General features: G+C 43.0%; 12 protein-coding genes. 2 read left to right on the top strand and 10 right to left on the bottom strand.

Annotation, left to right across the window (positions count from 1 at the left end):
* Positions 1–2: 2 nt before the first annotated feature.
* The 10 genes from E0F88_RS15805 to E0F88_RS15760 form a co-directional block, all read right to left on the bottom strand.
* Positions 3–3263, bottom strand: coding sequence for a SusC/RagA family TonB-linked outer membrane protein (locus E0F88_RS15805; RefSeq protein ID WP_131959237.1), 3261 nt, complete (start codon positions 3261–3263; stop codon positions 3–5).
* Between the two features lie 173 nt (positions 3264–3436).
* Positions 3437–4846 (bottom strand): hypothetical protein, encoded by a 1410-nt coding sequence (locus E0F88_RS15800; RefSeq protein ID WP_131959236.1) that lies wholly within the window; start codon positions 4844–4846, stop codon positions 3437–3439.
* A gap of 202 nt (positions 4847–5048) precedes the next feature.
* Positions 5049–5600: a DUF4136 domain-containing protein gene (locus E0F88_RS15795; RefSeq protein ID WP_131959235.1), complete on the bottom strand. Its 552-nt coding sequence runs from the start codon at positions 5598–5600 to the stop codon at positions 5049–5051.
* Positions 5601–5702: 102 nt separating this feature from the next.
* Complete coding sequence (locus tag E0F88_RS15790; protein ID WP_229213783.1) at positions 5703–7259, bottom strand: Do family serine endopeptidase; 1557 nt, start codon at positions 7257–7259, stop codon at positions 5703–5705.
* A gap of 176 nt (positions 7260–7435) precedes the next feature.
* Positions 7436–8692 carry a sensor histidine kinase gene (locus tag E0F88_RS15785; protein WP_131959234.1) on the bottom strand — a complete coding sequence of 419 codons (1257 nt, stop codon included), beginning with the start codon at positions 8690–8692 and terminating at the stop codon, positions 7436–7438.
* Positions 8689–9366 carry a response regulator transcription factor gene (locus tag E0F88_RS15780; protein ID WP_131959233.1) on the bottom strand — a complete coding sequence of 226 codons (678 nt, stop codon included), beginning with the start codon at positions 9364–9366 and terminating at the stop codon, positions 8689–8691. Before E0F88_RS15780 ends, E0F88_RS15785 begins: the two co-directional genes overlap by 4 nt.
* 160 nt (positions 9367–9526) lie before the next feature.
* The gene (locus tag E0F88_RS15775; protein ID WP_131959232.1) at positions 9527–9931 is read right to left on the bottom strand and encodes a GxxExxY protein; all 405 of its coding nucleotides are present in this window, start codon (positions 9929–9931) and stop codon (positions 9527–9529) included.
* Positions 9932–10078: 147 nt separating this feature from the next.
* Positions 10079–10702 (bottom strand): chloramphenicol acetyltransferase, encoded by a 624-nt coding sequence (locus E0F88_RS15770; protein WP_131959231.1) that lies wholly within the window; start codon positions 10700–10702, stop codon positions 10079–10081.
* 2 nt (positions 10703–10704) lie between these two features.
* Positions 10705–11394 carry an HAD family hydrolase gene (locus E0F88_RS15765; protein ID WP_131959230.1) on the bottom strand — a complete coding sequence of 230 codons (690 nt, stop codon included), beginning with the start codon at positions 11392–11394 and terminating at the stop codon, positions 10705–10707.
* A gap of 93 nt (positions 11395–11487) precedes the next feature.
* Complete coding sequence (locus E0F88_RS15760; RefSeq protein ID WP_131959229.1) at positions 11488–12933, bottom strand: BNR-4 repeat-containing protein; 1446 nt, start codon at positions 12931–12933, stop codon at positions 11488–11490.
* A gap of 234 nt (positions 12934–13167) precedes the next feature.
* On the opposite strand from E0F88_RS15760, the gene E0F88_RS15755 reads away from it, so the two are divergent.
* Both E0F88_RS15755 and glgB read left to right on the top strand, forming a co-directional pair.
* Positions 13168–14379 (top strand): dipeptidase, encoded by a 1212-nt coding sequence (locus E0F88_RS15755; RefSeq protein ID WP_131959228.1) that lies wholly within the window; start codon positions 13168–13170, stop codon positions 14377–14379.
* 127 nt (positions 14380–14506) lie between these two features.
* Entirely contained in the window at positions 14507–16531 is a 2025-nt protein-coding gene (glgB, locus tag E0F88_RS15750) for a 1,4-alpha-glucan branching protein GlgB (RefSeq protein ID WP_131959227.1), read from the top strand.
* Positions 16532–16547 lie beyond the last annotated feature (16 nt).

The raw sequence follows: 16547 nt of genomic DNA, 5'->3' as shown, positions 1-16547 counted from the left end.
GTTTAAAAAGTAAAATTCAGGTTTGCACCATAACTGCGCACAGGTGGCAGCGCACCACCCTCAAATCCGATCTGGTTACCGATCGAGTTGGTAATGTTGGCAGGATCCACGTTGGGTGCGTTACTTTTGATCAGCCACAGATTACGCCCGGTCAGTGTAAAACGCAGCGCCTGCATTTTTAACTTTTTAGCCCAAACATCAGGTAAATTCCATCCCAGACGAACCTCACGCAGATAAATATAACTACCGTCATAAAGATTGGCCCTGCTGATCCGGTTACCGCCATCCGCATTAAAGTGCGTACGGGCCGTCACAACTACATCATTCGGAGAGCCATTTTCTTTTACACCAGGATTGACCAACCCGTTTTCACGGATACCCGGAAGGGCCGTTTCTTCAAACATCCCCGACTTGTTTCCATACAAATTTGTGTAAGAAAAGAAATCCCCGCCTTTTTGGAAATCAACCAAAGCGGACAGATATAAACTTTTGAAGCTAAACGTATTATTCAACCCGCCAATAAAATCCGGATTGGCATCTCCGATAATTACCGGTGTAGGCGTTACGTTGTAGGTCCCGTTTGCACCGACGATTTTGTTTCCTGCTGCATCATACACGTAATCTGTTCCAAGCATGGTTCCCAATGACATGCCTTTTTGCGCCACCATGGAAACTTTGTTTGTACGACGCTCGGTACCAATCACAAAACGTTCAATTCCCTGTATCTGATCGCTGGTGCTGTTCAGGTCAAGTACCTTGTTTTTGTTTTTAGAAAAATTCAAAGCCATTCTCCAGCTGAAATTCTTGGTCGTTACCGGCGAAGCGGATAGCGTTAGCTCAATTCCCCGGTTCTGAACCGTTCCGCCGTTTACGATCTTGGTTGTAAAACCGCTTTCAGACGGCACCTGTACGTTCCAAATCTGGTTTTTAGTGCGGCGGTCGTAATAGGTAAAGTTGGCTCCGATCAGATCGTTGAAAAACTTGAAGTCAAATCCACCCTCAACTTCCGAAGACAATTCCGGTTTTAGCCTTCTGTTAAAAAGTCTGTCGGATGTACTTTGAAGCGGGAAGGTATTGAACGGTGCAACGTAATCATAATATCTTGAAACTGAATAAGGATCTGCATCATTACCCACTCTTGCATAAGACAAACGGGCTTTCCCCAAAGTGAGCCAGTTGCTTTTTGGTATAACATCCGAGAAAATAAACGAACCGGCAATGGATGGGTAAAAGTAAGAGTAATTACCTGTTTGTCTCAGCGTTGAAGCCCAGTCATTTCTTCCGGTTGCTGTCAGATACAAAAACTTATTATAACCCAGTGTAACCGATGCAAAAAGTGAATTAGTCTGTCTGTTTCCAAAAGCATTTGAAACCGTTGCCGGCGTCACTGAGTTTTGAAGTACGTACACGAGCGGGTTTTGCAAACCTCCGTTGGTGGTGCCGTTATCTATACTTGATTTAATACTCAGGATATTCCCCCCGGCAACAGCTTCCAGTGTTAGGTTCGAATTTTCAAAACTCTTATTCACATTCAGCGTTCCCTGGTAATTGTTTTCATTATTAATTGCTACCCTTTTGGCATACGAACCAACAAAAAATCCTTTGGCACTGCGCACTTCATCGAGGTGATTAAGATAATCGGAGAAAACGCGCACATCAGCCGAAAGCCAGTCGGTAATTTTGTAGGTAAGCCCTGCATTACCGAAATAGCGGTTGTTCTGATCGGTGTTGTAGTTTTCGTATTGATTCCAATATGGATTTTGACTAAAAGCAGGTTTCTGAATATTCCAGGCGGTTCTGTTCCAGGATTGCTCTGTTCCGTCTGCATATTTGTATTCTTTCAAATAGGCGTCATCAATCTGGCGCTGCCCATACATGACGTAGAAAAGCATCGGGTTATTTCCAAAAAAGCCGGTTCCGGGGCGACCTTTGGAATGATCATTAACGTAGTTGATACCACCGCTGAAAGTAAATTTATCGTTGAATTTATAAGTAGTATTCAAACTGATGAAAAACCGGTTCAAATGACTTCCAGGATAAATAAAATTTTGCTTTGTCTGGCCAAGTGAAAAGCGGATTGAACCTTTGTCGGTGCTGCTGGCAACGGACAAATTGTTGGAAAAGGTTATCCCGGTTTTAAAGAAATCTTTGGCATTGTCGGGATGAGCGCTCCATGGTGCTGTTTTGCCGAAATTAGGATTATTTCTGTCCTGATCCCAAGACCAATAGTGCCTCACCAAAGCACCGTCCATTTTTGGTCCCCAGGATTCATCGGTTCCATAATCGGGAATCAGATCGTATTTCCCTTTGCCATCATTATCATCGTAAGTGCCCCCGCCAGGTAAAAAACCGGTTGGATTTTGGTTTACATAAAGTTTAGTAAAAGTGGAGCTACCGCCGCCGCCATAAGAATTCTGAAATTTGGGAAGAAGAGAAACCTGATCCATTTGAATATTAAAATCATAATTCAAAGACAGATTCCCTGATCCTTTGCCCGTTTTAGTCGTAATGTAGATAACACCATTTTGCCCGCGACTACCATAAAGAGCGGTTGCAGCAGCACCTTTCAGCACCGAGATGTTTTCAACATCGTTTGGGTTGATCAGCTGAGCGGGATTACCGTAGTCAAATCCGCCGCCACCTGTGCCTTGCCCACCGGTTACCCCGTAAGAGTTAAGGTTCATGTTGGCCATCGGCACACCATCGACAATAAACAAAGCGTTGTTATTTCCGGAAATGGATTTCAGCCCGCGGATAGTAACTTTTGAAGAACCTCCCATCGAACCGCTGTTGCCGCCTATCTGCACACCAGCCAGTTTTCCCTGTAATGAGTTAATGTAGTTTACTTCCCTTGCTTCCTGAATGCCGCTGCCATCGATTTGCTGGACTGCGTAGCCGACATTTCTCGTATTCCGCTGAACACCCAGAGCCGTAACGACCACTTCACCCAGGCTTTTAATATCCGGCAGCAGTTTCACAGTCACTTTGGACATTGCTGAGGTAACCTCAATATCCTGCGGCTTGAACCCGATTGAAGAAACGGTCAAAATCTGATTTCCTGATGGAATACTGAGTGAGAAATTTCCCTCTGCTCCCGTATTAGTCCCTGTTCCGGATCCCTTTATTAAAATGCTTGCGCCGGGAATGGCCGCATTTGTTTCATCTACCACCTTACCCGTTATCTGCCGGGTTTGGGCCTCAACTCTTGTTACAAAAAGTGCCATTCCAATCAGGGAAAGCAAATAAATTCGTACATTTCTCATTATAGGCAATTGGTGTTTTAGGGTGAATGATAAACCATTTATAAAAGCACCATGGCGGGCTTGTAATACTTGTCAAAGTCAATGTTTTACGCAAATGTTAAGTTTTAGATAAATAAACAAAAAAAAGACCGGTCAAAATGACCGGCCTGATTCACTATTGCTGATGAAATGTATTAACGTCGTCCTCCCCGGCTGCTGCCTCCGCGCATTCCGCCACCACTAAAACCATTTCTGTTAGCCCCTCCAAAAGATGGACTATTGTATGAGCGGGTATTAGGAGCTACCCTGTAAGAATTGCTTCGCTGCGGAGCCTGCCTGTAATTTTGTGATGGTGCCATTCTGCTTCTGCTTTGCCCAGGCGATTGTTCGCCTCTATAAGCCCTGTTGCCATTAGACTGATAAGATCTGCCGCTTATATTTGGAGAAAAATGTCTTCCGGCGCTGCCAATAAAGGCACTTCTCCCTGGCGAGATATAACGGCTGCGGGCTCCACTTTCACGATAATAACGACCATACTGACGGTATAGGTTAGGATAATATCTGTATGCTCCGCCGAAAAACCATCTCGAAAATCCAAGCGAGGGAAATCCGTAAAAAGAAGGATAACCGCCAAGCCCAAAGTAAATTCCTGAACCATAACCAAAAGCACCCGGATACCACATTGGTGAATTATACCAGAAAGGATAGCCAAACCAGTAAGAATACGGACTTCCGTAGTTGATGACTTTTTCACCCGTTGGAGCAGGATAACTATATCCGCCTGTGCTTGCATAATCTTTGGACGCCCGGCTTAATTCCTGCATAGCCTTCGGATCTTGTGAAAGCTCGTTTTGATACGCAGCAAGCTCCTGTTTGCTTTGCTCCTCGAGCTTATCGTGCAGAGCGGCAATTTCCTGATCTACGCCTGCCGGATCATTTCTGTAACGCTCACCAAGCTGGGAAGAAATGTCGATATGATCGTTCAGAAGCGAAAGAACATCAGGCATTTCCTGCAAAGTCTTAAAAGCATTCTGTGCATTCCGGCTTAACGGATTGATCAACTCCTGAAATGAGCTCACAGCCTGACGATTCAGGTTATTAATAGCTACCAGATCTTTATGGTGTTTGTCATAAAGTTTCCAGGCGGTCTCTTTCAACTCATCCGACGGGTTATTCAGCAAACTTTCAATTTGTTGTCTGGATTGCTTCCGCGGCAAACTTGCCAGCTGGTCCATCAGGTTTGGATACCTCGAAATTTCGTAAAACCAATTTTGCTTTTTCTGAGCATAACCTTGAATTGTTTGCTGAAAAGCATTACTGGTTTGATTTCGAATTTGCGCTAATTTCTCTAAAACATCAGGATACTGCGACGCCACCAGAACACTCTGACGGACATCCGCATCGTAGGGTGCAATAGCGTCAACCAAACTTTGATCGGTTACCACATTTTGCAGTGCACTATATCCATTCTGAGAATCCTGACTGTAACCTGTTAAAAAAAAGGTTGACAATGCGCTGGCAAAGATAATTTTCAATAATCTATATTTATCAAACCGGCTCCGGCTTGTGGCTTTTACCATACTATTATTTTCTGGCGATTTCATGAGCTTTGATGTTAAATTTTTACTGGCTGCTGCCCTTTAACACATCTAAATTATAATATGATTCTGTTGAAATACTGAAGTTAACATGCTTTGAAAAAATAATTTCTCCCGCCAATAAGCAAATCAGGCTGATTAAAAACCCCTTTAAATCCACCTGATCAAATTGCTATGCGGGAGAATTATTTAAAACACTTACTCAACATTATCCCTTTTGAACAGGAAAATCCTTCATGAGCTTACGCACTCCTTTGCTAATTTGTTTATCGAGCCGGTTGGGATTGCTCACGTCCCCGGTGATGGCTTTTTGCCAGATAATATCGCCGGTTTTAGTGTCAATCACATCAAGAATCAGCGTCCCGTCTGTATTGGTAACAGAGGAAGGATACGCTCCGGCATACCCATAACTTCCTAAAGGCATGCCCCAGCCGTAACGTCCCATCATCGGATAACCGCCACCTCCGTAATAATTTCGTCTTACTTTCTGGGTGTAAGTATGAAACTGTAAAAGCAGATCCGGCTGTTTTGTGTTCCTGTTTAAGCCTCTTTCGCCCAAAGCATTGTCAAAAGCTTTTTGAATCCGCTGACGGGAAAAAGAGCTGTTGTACATCGGGTTTAAATTTGTTTTCATATCCGGCACAATCCAGTTATAGGTCCGTGCCTTTGTAGGATCATTTGCTGATTTAAACGGATCCCGTGCAAATGAGACAGCACTTAGAATCGTCAGCATTCCCAACAAAATCAGATTCTTTTTCATTGTATTTGAAATTTAAATAACAGTGAAATAACTATTACTGAAATCTGGTAACAACGCCAGGGAGATACAAGATCTCCCTTTGCGTTTCACCACTAATCAACCTCACAATCCAATGGCATAATATTGTGTTTCCGGATTTCCGGGATAAATACCCTCAATCATCACACCGCCTTTTTTCCCTTTTAGTATATCACTTAACTGTTTTACACTGCTGACCGGCGTTTTATCAACTTTGGTAATCACAAAGCCGTCTTCCATATCGGTGCTTTGGCGAATTTTGCCGGCGCTAATCTGGCCTACCTGCACACCGGCCGGAACACTCCAGGCTTTTTTCTGCTGTGCTGTCAGGTCTTGCAGTTCAACACCAAGCTGTTCCAAAACCGCTGAGTCGGATACGTCAGCCACCATGTTTCCTGCATTGCTTTTCAGGGTGACGGTCACAATTTTATCTATACCATCACGATTTACAGTCACAAGCACTTTGTCGGCAGGTTTATGCTGCGCAATGGCTTCCTGCAACTGAGGTACGCCCAGTATCGCATGTCCGTCAATTTTGGTAATCACATCCCCTACCTTAATACCTGCGTCCCTGGCTGCGCTCTGGTCCGCAAAGCTTTCGACTCTTACGCCATCAGTTACTTTCAAATTGAAAGTTGTTACCTTTTCAGCAGTTACCTCACTGATTCCCACACCCAAATAGCCTCTTTGAACCGATCCGAATTTTGACAAATCCTCAACTACTTTGTGTGCGATGCTGGAAGGAACCGCAAAGGAATAACCCGCAAAGGAGCCGGTCTGGCTTGCAATAGCTGTGTTTATACCGATCAGGTTTCCGTTTAGATCCACCAGGGCACCACCTGAGTTCCCGGGGTTAACTGCTGCATCAGTCTGAATAAATGATTCAATAGGTGCTTTGGCATTTTCTCCCAAAATATTTATGCTTCTTCCTTTTGCGCTGACAATTCCGGCAGTTACAGTAGAAGTAAGGTTATACGGATTGCCAACAGCAAGCACCCACTGGCCAACCTCCACATTTTCAGAATTACCAAATGCAAGTGCAGGAAGATCCTTTGCATCAATTTTGATCAGGGCAATATCCGTATTTGGATCAGAACCAATTACTTTTGCCTTATAAGTGCGCTTATTTGCAAGTGTCACTTCCAATGATTCGGCACCCTGTATCACGTGGTTATTGGTAACGATAAACCCGTCTGAATTGATGATTACACCGGAGCCCGAAGCTTTGGACTTTTGTCCTCTTCCTTGTGGCCCCTGCTGTCCGAACGGATCGCGGCCCCCAAAAAAATCTTTAAACTCATCAGGAATCTGCTGACTTACATTACGTTCCGGCTTCATTGTTGAAGTGATGTGTACTACAGCAGCCGTCGCTTTTTTCGATGCGAAAGTAAAGTCAGCCGGAATCATGGCTACTTTCGGATTTGTATTTTTGTCATCTAAACGTGCTTTCACAAACGGAGTCGCATTTTCTACCCAGGTCGAAAGGGTGTCCGGTTTGCTCATGTGCTCATAAGTTGCATAGGAGGTCCCTCCCAACAAGGCCGATAGCAAGGCTACCGAAGTTATTTTTCTGAAATTCGAAGTTTGAAACATGGTTGTAACAAGGATAAAGTTTAAAGTTTGGTTTACCTTTCTGAGCACACCGGAACGTTTCAGATTCCTTTTTTCTCGTTTGGTGATTCAAATTTGCAACTCAATTCTGTTGCAATCCTGGTGACATTCTGAAGACATTCTGTAGTTGTAAATTTTTTTTCAAAAAGCATAAAAAAAGGACGGTCAGAAACCATCCTTTTTGTTTACTACTAGCCATGAAATATCTATTGCCACGTGACAGTCAATACATGCCACTCATTTTCAATATTATAACTTAACGTTTGTCCGTTCACCTGACAAATGGTTTTAACAAGTGCCAGCCCCAGCCCCAGCGATGCCGATTGGCTGGTATCTTTTCTAAAACGCTCAAAAAGCTGCTCCGGGTTTCCGTTAATCGCATTACCTGTATTCTTAACTTCCAGTTTGCCTGTGCTTAAAGCAATCAGGATGCTTCCGTTTTGCAGGTTGTGGCGAATCGCGTTAGTCAGTAAATTATTCACCAAAACTTCTGCCAGCGCCGGGTGCATTACAGGTCCTGTTGGCTGCAATTCCGTTTTAATATTGATCCGCCGCTGGTCGATAAGATCTTCCAGGTCTCTTAACTTACGATTGATAATCGGAGAAAGGTTAACCGGCTCGGTGCCTGCCAAAAACTGTCGGTTTTCTATTTTGGTTAAAAGCAGAAGGGCCTGGTTAAGTTTACTAAGCCTGTTAGCCGCCTCACTGACTTCGGAGAGGGCAATAAGCTGTGACTCGGTCAGCGTTTCATCCTGGAACAACCCTTCAATTTTCGAAAGTATTACCGCCAGTGGAGTCTGAATCTCGTGCGCCGCATTCTCAGTAAATTCTTTCAGATTCTGATAAGTCGTCGCAAGCCGTTCGGTAAGCTGCGTAACAGATTGATTGAGCTTTTCGAACTCCTCCGTTTCTTCCTCGGGAAACTTTAACACCTCATGCTTTTCGAGCTGGTATTGATCCAGCGCAGCAAGTGTTTTGTTAAAAGGCCGCCATATCCTGCCCGACAGGACACTGTTTAAAACCAGCAACGAGATCAAAAGCAAGGCCACAATGAAGGTGACCGTCATCACAACCGCGTTCATCAGCTGCTGACGCTGCACCAGCAGCTTGCTGATCGTAACTTTATACCACTGTCCTTCTACCCGTTCGTAAAAGATCAGCTGACGGTAAGGATGATACTGGTTTTCGGCAATGTTATACAACAATTTTTCCCTCAAAATTGGCCGGCGGGGATATCTCACCGCGTCCAGCTGCAGACTGTCACCAAGCTGTAAGATATAAACCGGAAGTGCATCAATGTTTCGCAGTTGCCAGCTGACTTTGATCTGACTATTCAAAAGCTCTTTATTCACCTCGTCATCAATCAGATACCGGACTGAAACGAAGAAAAGCCCTGCGCCCAGAAACAGAACAAGCAGAGAAGTCATAATCTGATAGCGCAGAATACGCGCCAGCAACTTCATGACTCGCTAAATTTATAGCCCACTCCGTAAATGGATTTGAGGTAATCCGGAGCGCCTTTGTCCATCAGCTTTTTTCGCAGGTTTTTGATATGGGTATATATAAAATCGAAGTTATCCATCAGGTCGGCATCATCTCCCCAAAGATGTTCGGCAATGGATTCCTTGGTAAGTACCCGGTTTTTGTTGGCGATCAGATAAACAAGCAGATCATACTCTTTTCTTGTCAAAATAACTTCCTGCCTGGCAACAGTAGCAGAATGTTCCTGCGGATCAATGCTGATTTTGCCGAAAACAATCTGCTGATTTCCCTGAAAATTTCTTCTGCGAATCACTGCCTGTACCCGTGCGTTGAGCTCAGAAAGGTGAAAAGGTTTGGTAAGATAATCGTCAGAACCCAGATTCAAGCCGCTGATACGGTCATCAAGTGAGTTTTTTGCTGAAATGATGATGATTCCTGTTTCGGGAAACTTTTTCTTGAGCTCCCGCACAGCGTCGAGTCCGTCGCCATCAGGCAGCATGATATCAATCAAAACACAGTCATAACGGTAAATATTGACTTTTTCAATCCCGGTTTCATAGTCTGCCGCCCACTCGCAGATAAAATTCTCACGCTGAAAATAATTCTGAATACTGGTGGCCAACGCCTTTTCGTCTTCTATGAGTAATAACTTCATGTTATTTATTTTGAACAAATGAAGCTACAAAATTTGTAGGAAATCTGAAGTTGGATTTAACCATTGAGAAGTTACTTACTTTTCTAAAATTTAACATTAAGAAGTTAAGGTTCATTAAGGTTCTTAATTCTTTCTTAACTTCTTAATGGTTTAAAACATTTCAATCCGGCAATACCCTAAAATACTCATTCACAAATGGCTTGATAGATTTTGTTATGTTATCCGTAAAGAAATTTATCAGCAATCCCTGGGGCCTTTGGAGTAGTTTCATGTATGTTAATATCTGCGCTTCGTGAACCGGCAGTACATTTTCAGTGGCTTTAAGTTCAACAACAACACAATTGTTTACCAGCAAATCCAACTTAAGCTCAGTGTCCAGCAGTAAGCCATCATAGATAACAGGCACAATCAGCTGCTGTACTACTTCATATCCGTTTCTTTCTAATTCGTATTTGAGGCACCTTTCGTAAATTTTCTCAAGTAAACCGGGGCCAAGTGCTTTATGAACTTTGATAGCCAACCCGGTAATTTCATATGATAGTTGCGTGACTTGTCTTTTTGTCATAATTCTCATCTGATAATTAATTTACCATTAAGAAGTTAGGATCTTTGAAAGTCACAATTTTTGTTCGTTTGAAAAATTACCATTAAGAAGTTAAGAAACATTAAGACTTAATGAACCTTAACTCCTTAATGGTTTAAAATGCACATTTCAACTATCCAGCAACGACTGAAACTTTTCTACAAACATGCCTACATGCAGCCCGTCCATGAGTGCGTGATGTACGTGAATGGAAACTGGCATTAATTTTTTTCCACTACTTTCTGTCATTTTCCCATAAGATATTTTCGGACAACTATCTTTTGAACTGAACCGACGGGCATGAGACATGGATGTAAATTTGATCCACGGCAGAGATGAACAATGGATCACATCTTCGGAATTGGCTGAAGGAAATAATCCGCTGGACTTAATAATCCGTTCTGTTTCCAGCCTGGCAGTTGCTTCGAAGTTTTGGTAATCCTCATCATAAGGCATATAGCTAAACCCAAAGGTGCCGTTTGGCCTTCCAACGGTGGCAGAAACGGATATTTTATCATAGATAACGATGTCGTTGTCTTCATTTATACGGTACCGAAACGGCTCAGTTTCATTTACAGCCACAAGTGTTTTATGCAGGTAATAAATAAAAAATGAAGTGCCCAGCTGTTTTGCTTTTTGGTAAGCAATCGTACAATCAACTTCAACACAAACACCAAAGAATGGCTCTTCAAACTGGCTGAAAAATCGAAAATGCTCCTTTCTTTCCCAGTTTTCTAAATCAAGGATTGTCATGGTTAATGAATAAAATTAAGTACTTCCCGAATATTGGAAAGTTGTTTAAAATTGGCATGATCCATATTTATTTCTGCTTTTTCATGCTCCCAGGTTGTGTGAAACGGAACATGAAAACCATGCCCCCCGATGTTAAGTACGGGAAGAATGTCCGATTTCAATGAGTTGCCGATCATTAGAAACTGTTGCGGCTGAATGTCAAGATGTTTGATCAGTTTGTGGTACTCAGGTTCCTGTTTTTCCGAAACAATCTCAATATGATGAAAATATTTTGCCAGTCCCGACTTGATGAGTTTTCTTTCCTGATCTAGCAAATCCCCTTTGGTAGCCATCACCAGCCGGTATTTTCCTTGCAATGCGATTAGCACATCTTCCACTCCGTCAATGAGTTCAATATCTTTATCAAGCATTTCTTTTCCTAAGGCCAGTATCCGTTCAATCGTTTCCACCCCGATCCTTCTTTCGGTAATCGTGATAGCCGCTTCGATCATAGACAAAATGTAGCCCTTCACACCGTAGCCGTAATGTTTAAGATTTTGAATTTCAATAGTTAAAAGTTCTCTCGACAGACTATGATGTGGCAGGAAATCTTCCAGCATGTCACAAAATTTATTTTCTGTTTCAAGAAAAAAGGGTTCATTTACCCAAAGGGTGTCATCTGCGTCGAAAGCGATGATTTGTATTTCTTCCATTTGATTACGGTAATTTAAAATTACGGATCTCCAATCTAAAACCGGAACCCAAACTTACGAAAAACAGAACATGCCAGTTCTCCGCCCGGGAATTTACTTCACTAATTCCGGGGTGATCATTGCATCTATACTATTGCGGGGCAATTTGTAAACGTCTCCTTTTTCATTGGTAAAATACAGGTTAGACTCCGAAGGTTTTCGACCATGCCCGTCGGCCCAGATGCCGTAAAAGTCAGGCTGGGCGTTGGAAGGTTTGCGAACATAGGAATGGTTCATTTCGCTGTTTTGCGTCATTTGTTTTTCTTTCTTCCAACTTTTACCCTCATCTTCACTCAGCCACATTGCCACTTCTCCACCCGGATTGTACGCCTGCGGACCATCTCCCGTAGGCCCGATTACCTTTAAAACCTTATCGGATTCCACATAAATGGATCCCATATCATAATTACTGTCCGAGGTGGTCACGATGTTGGATTCCCACTGATTATTTCGGAAACGGTAAAGTGTCCAGTTACGGGGGTTGTTGCCCGGGCCGGCTTCGAAACCTTTGCTCGATATTACCAGGATTGCAGGTTTTTGTTTTTTATCAAAAGTGATATCCAGCAAATAACAATTCAGCTTTTCGGCCGCGTAGTCATGGACAACAGCCAGGTTTTTACTTTCCGTCAAAGGCAGCTGCGCCTTTTCCCCGTTGATATTCTGCCAGGTTTGGCCAAAATCCGAGGTTTCAAGGTAGTTCAGATTGGTGCGGTAATTAAGTCCTTTTCCTTTGGGATGATAATCAAAAGCAACGCCGACTTTGCCATTCGACTCGGCACTGACCTGATAATGACCATCTTCAATATGCGCCAGAATCTTCCATTCATTCCATTTAGCGCCGTCCTTGCTTGTATTAAAACCGATTACACGATGACCCGCCTTGTTGTATTTGGTAAACAAAGCAATGAACCCTTTTCCTTTGATAGGATATACCTGGAAATAAGAAAAGTTATTAAAAGGCTGCTCCTTGCCGTCGACAATCTCCGTGGCGTTAACCGTTTCAAATTCAGATATATCGTAAGGTTTTTTGCTTTTATGAATGTACGAAGGACGTGCAACACCATGTGAAGTTGAAAAGATAAAAATGTACCCCTTCTTATCAACCGAAATTACGGGATTATCATGCGCATCGGTCGTTTTTTTATCAAGAAGGATTACCGGGTTAGCCACCTTTCCGGTCTTATGATCATAGTACGACACATTATGAAGCAAAGTAGAATTTTTATCATCTGTTCCTCCAAAACAAAAAAACGTTTTATTTACCTTTTTGGCATAAATGGCAAACGGACGGTGATTAGCAGGATAAACGGCAAGTCCGCCGCTGTACTTGTAAACATACTCGTCATTGGAAGGCTGATTCATATACCAGATCCCTTTAAAACCATCCGCCTTTTTCTGGATTAATTGTGCCTTTGCATACCGGGCATCGGGATGAACCTGCTGAGCCCTGGCAAGAGAAACGGACAGCAAAAAAACAACTACATTAAAATACCTTTTCATAATTTATGGGTTTCGGAATAAGACTTACGGGAAAAAGCGACGCGGCATCAGGTTTTACCTTTAATAATCCAAAACAAGTCAGCTTTGCAGGATTTTCCTTTGAGCTTGTTGCCTGTAATCCTGAGAATTTATCCCAAATCCGTATTAGCGGTCTCCTATGTTGGTTTTTCGGTAAAAAAGAATCAATTTAAAGCATTATTCATTTTCACTCCCCATAAACTATTCTACGCTTTTATGAAAAAGATTCTGCTATTATTAGCGCTTCCTCTGGTCACTTATGCTCAGACAACTCCCGACGAATTAACGGCAAAGGCTGCTAAAATACATGCGAAGGCCTTTACCATCGATACGCATGCAGATGTACCGATCAACATGATGAAGGATGGATTCGATGTTTCTGTTGAGCATGATTATGATAAGGATGGCACGCAGATCGACTTTCCGCGTATGAAAAAAGGCGGAATGGACGGGATGTTTTTTGCTGTGTATCTCGGACAGGGAAAGCGCACACCGGAGGCAAATGCAGAAGCCAAGAAAAAAGCACTTGCGATCTTTGATAAAATACACGAGTCAGTCCGGCTGCATCCGGATGCAGCTGGTTTGGCAACTACTTCAAAACAGGGTTATCAACTCCAAAAAGAAGGTAAAAGAGCTGTTTTTATCGGAATGGAAAACGGCTGGCCGGTAGAAAATGACATCAAAAATTTGAAGTTGTACTATGACCTTGGTCTTCGGTATATTACCCTTTCACACTCTTCCAACAATGACATCTGTGATTCATCTACGGATCCTGACGGGCCGGAATACAACGGATTGAGCAAGTTTGGGGAAGAAGTGGTTAAGGAAATGAATCGTTTGGGTATCATGGTTGATATTTCTCACGTCTCGGATTCGACGTTTTATGATGTTATCAATTTAAGTAAAGTCCCTGTCATCGCTTCGCATTCCTCGTGCCGGGCACTTTGCGATGTACCGCGGAACATGACCGACGATATGATCAAAACGCTTGCTAAAAACGGCGGTGTGATTCAAATTAATTTTGTTCCTGGTTTTGTTAAAAAGCCTTCTATGCAGCAGGAATTGTCTATGAAAACCATTCGTCTGAAAATGCGCCAGACCGATCTTTCCGCCGATGACAGAAAGGCCTTGCGTGATGAAATGGTTGCTAATAACAAAAAATACGAGAAAGATTTACCGACGGTAGCAGAAGCTGTCGACCATATTGAACACGTAATTAAACTAACCAGCGTAGATCATGTTGGCATTGGTATGGATTTGGATGGAGGAGGAAAGGTTGTCGGACTAAATGATGTTAGCCAGATCGGAGAAATCACAAAAGAGCTGGTGAAAAGAGGATATTCTGAAAAAGACATCACAAAAATCTGGGGAGGCAACATCATGCGTGTACTGGATAAAGTTGAAAAAGGCGCAACAGCCTCCCGCTAAAAGAGCTTGTCATTCAGGTAATTTCAATTACTGAGGATAAAAAATATATACATTTTAAGAAATAGTTTAATAAAATTGTAAATATTACATACTAATATTTGATTTTCGTAAAAAAGAATAAAATCTAATGGCTAAGTCAACTGGTAAAAAGAAAGCGGAACCTGTGGTAATATCTCCCGAAGAGACGAGCCCGGAAACGCACATGCAACAACTAAATTCGGTAGAAACAATTAGCCGCTTTACAGATTTTGATATACACTTATTTCGTCAGGGCAAACATTTCAAACTTTATGAAAAATTTGGCTCCCATGTTATGGAACACAAAGGGGTTATAGGAACCTACTTTGCTGTTTGGGCGCCAAATGCTTCGTCAATTTCCGTCATTGGTAACTTTAATGGCTGGAATAAAGGACAGCATGCTTTGATACCGCGCTGGGACAGTTCGGGAATCTGGGAAGGCTGGATTCCAAATGTCGGTGTCAGTGAAGTTTATAAATATTTTATTATTTCAAACAACGGTCAGCATCTTGAAAAATCAGACCCTTTTGCGCTTTGGTGTGAGATCGGCCCCAAAACGGCTTCCATTGTTTGGGATACCTGGTATGAGTGGGGTGATGCCGACTGGATGAAAATCCGTAAAGAAAAAAACAAACTGAATGCACCCATATCGGTTTACGAAGTGCACCTGGGTTCCTGGCAGCGCGACCCGTCAGATCCGGAAAGGCATTTGACATTTAAAGAAATTGCAGCCGGGCTGGTTCCTTACGTTAAAGAAATGGGCTTTACCCATGTCGAACTTATGCCGGTTATGGAACATCCCTACACACCGTCGTGGGGCTATCAGATCACCGGATATTTCTCAGTAGCTTCGCGTATGGGGACTCCTCAGGAACTCATGTTTTTGATCGATGAACTTCATAAGGAAGGTATTGGAGTGTATATGGACTGGGTTCCCTCCCACTTCCCCGGCGATGCACACGGTCTGTTCCGCTTTGACGGAACGGCTTTGTACGAGCACGAAGATCCAAAGAAAGGCTATCATCCGGACTGGAAGAGTTACATCTTTAATTACGGAAGAAACGAGGTAAAATCCTTTTTGATCAGCAATGCCATTTTCTGGATGGACCGCTATCATACCGACGGGATCCGTGTTGATGCAGTTGCGTCGATGCTTTATCTGGATTATTCCCGAAATCATGGAGAGTGGATTCCGAATGAATTTGGCGGGCGGGAAAATCTGGAAGCAATTGCGCTTTTAAGAGAAATGAACATCGCCGCTTACACAGAATTTCCAGACATACAAACAATTGCCGAAGAATCAACTGCTTTCCCCGGTGTTTCACGTCCGGTTTTCGTGGGCGGCCTGGGTTTTGGAATGAAATGGATGATGGGTTGGATGAACGATACGCTTAAATATTTCGAGAAAGATTCTGCCTTCCGCAGATGGCATCAGGATATGCTTACGTTCAGCGTTGTATACGCATTTACTGAGAACTTCATGCTACCATTTTCACATGATGAAGTGGTATATGGCAAAAAGTCTCTGATCAATAAAATGCCTGGTGACGAGTGGCAGCGTTTTGCCAACCTGAGACTGATGTTTACCTACATGTTTACGCATCCGGGTACGAAACTTATGTTTATGGGCTGCGAATTTGGACAGACATCCGAATGGAATTTTGCACAAAGCCTCGATTGGCATCTGCTGGAACAGGCGCCACATCAGGGCATGAAAGAATGCGTTAAAGCGCTCAATCACCTTTACAAGACAGAGCCGGCGATGTTTGACTATTCTTTCACACATGAAGGGTTCGAATGGATTGATACGCAGGACCGCGAAAACTCAGTTTTGATCTATGCCCGAAAATCAATGGATCCGGAGCTTAATCTGGTGGTGATTTTGAATTTGACACCTATCCCGCGACGTGGTTATAAGGTCGGCGTCCTCTCTGCCGGAGAATGGAAAGAGATTTTCAACTCAGATCAAACTGCTTTTTATGGCAGCGGAATTATAAACTATGACTTGTTGCATTCCGAACCTAATGAGTGGCATGGCAGAGCAAATTCGGTATTATTGGATTTGCCTCCTATGGGTGCTGTGGTTTTGAAAAAGAGTGCGAAAGTAAAACCACTAGCTTTTCCGCCTTTGTGAGAATCATTAAAAATTT

The organism is Dyadobacter psychrotolerans (assembly GCF_004349265.1).
In the GTDB taxonomy this organism is placed as follows: Bacteria; Bacteroidota; Bacteroidia; order Cytophagales; family Spirosomataceae; genus Dyadobacter; species Dyadobacter psychrotolerans.
This window is presented reverse-complemented; position numbering and strand designations above follow the sequence as displayed.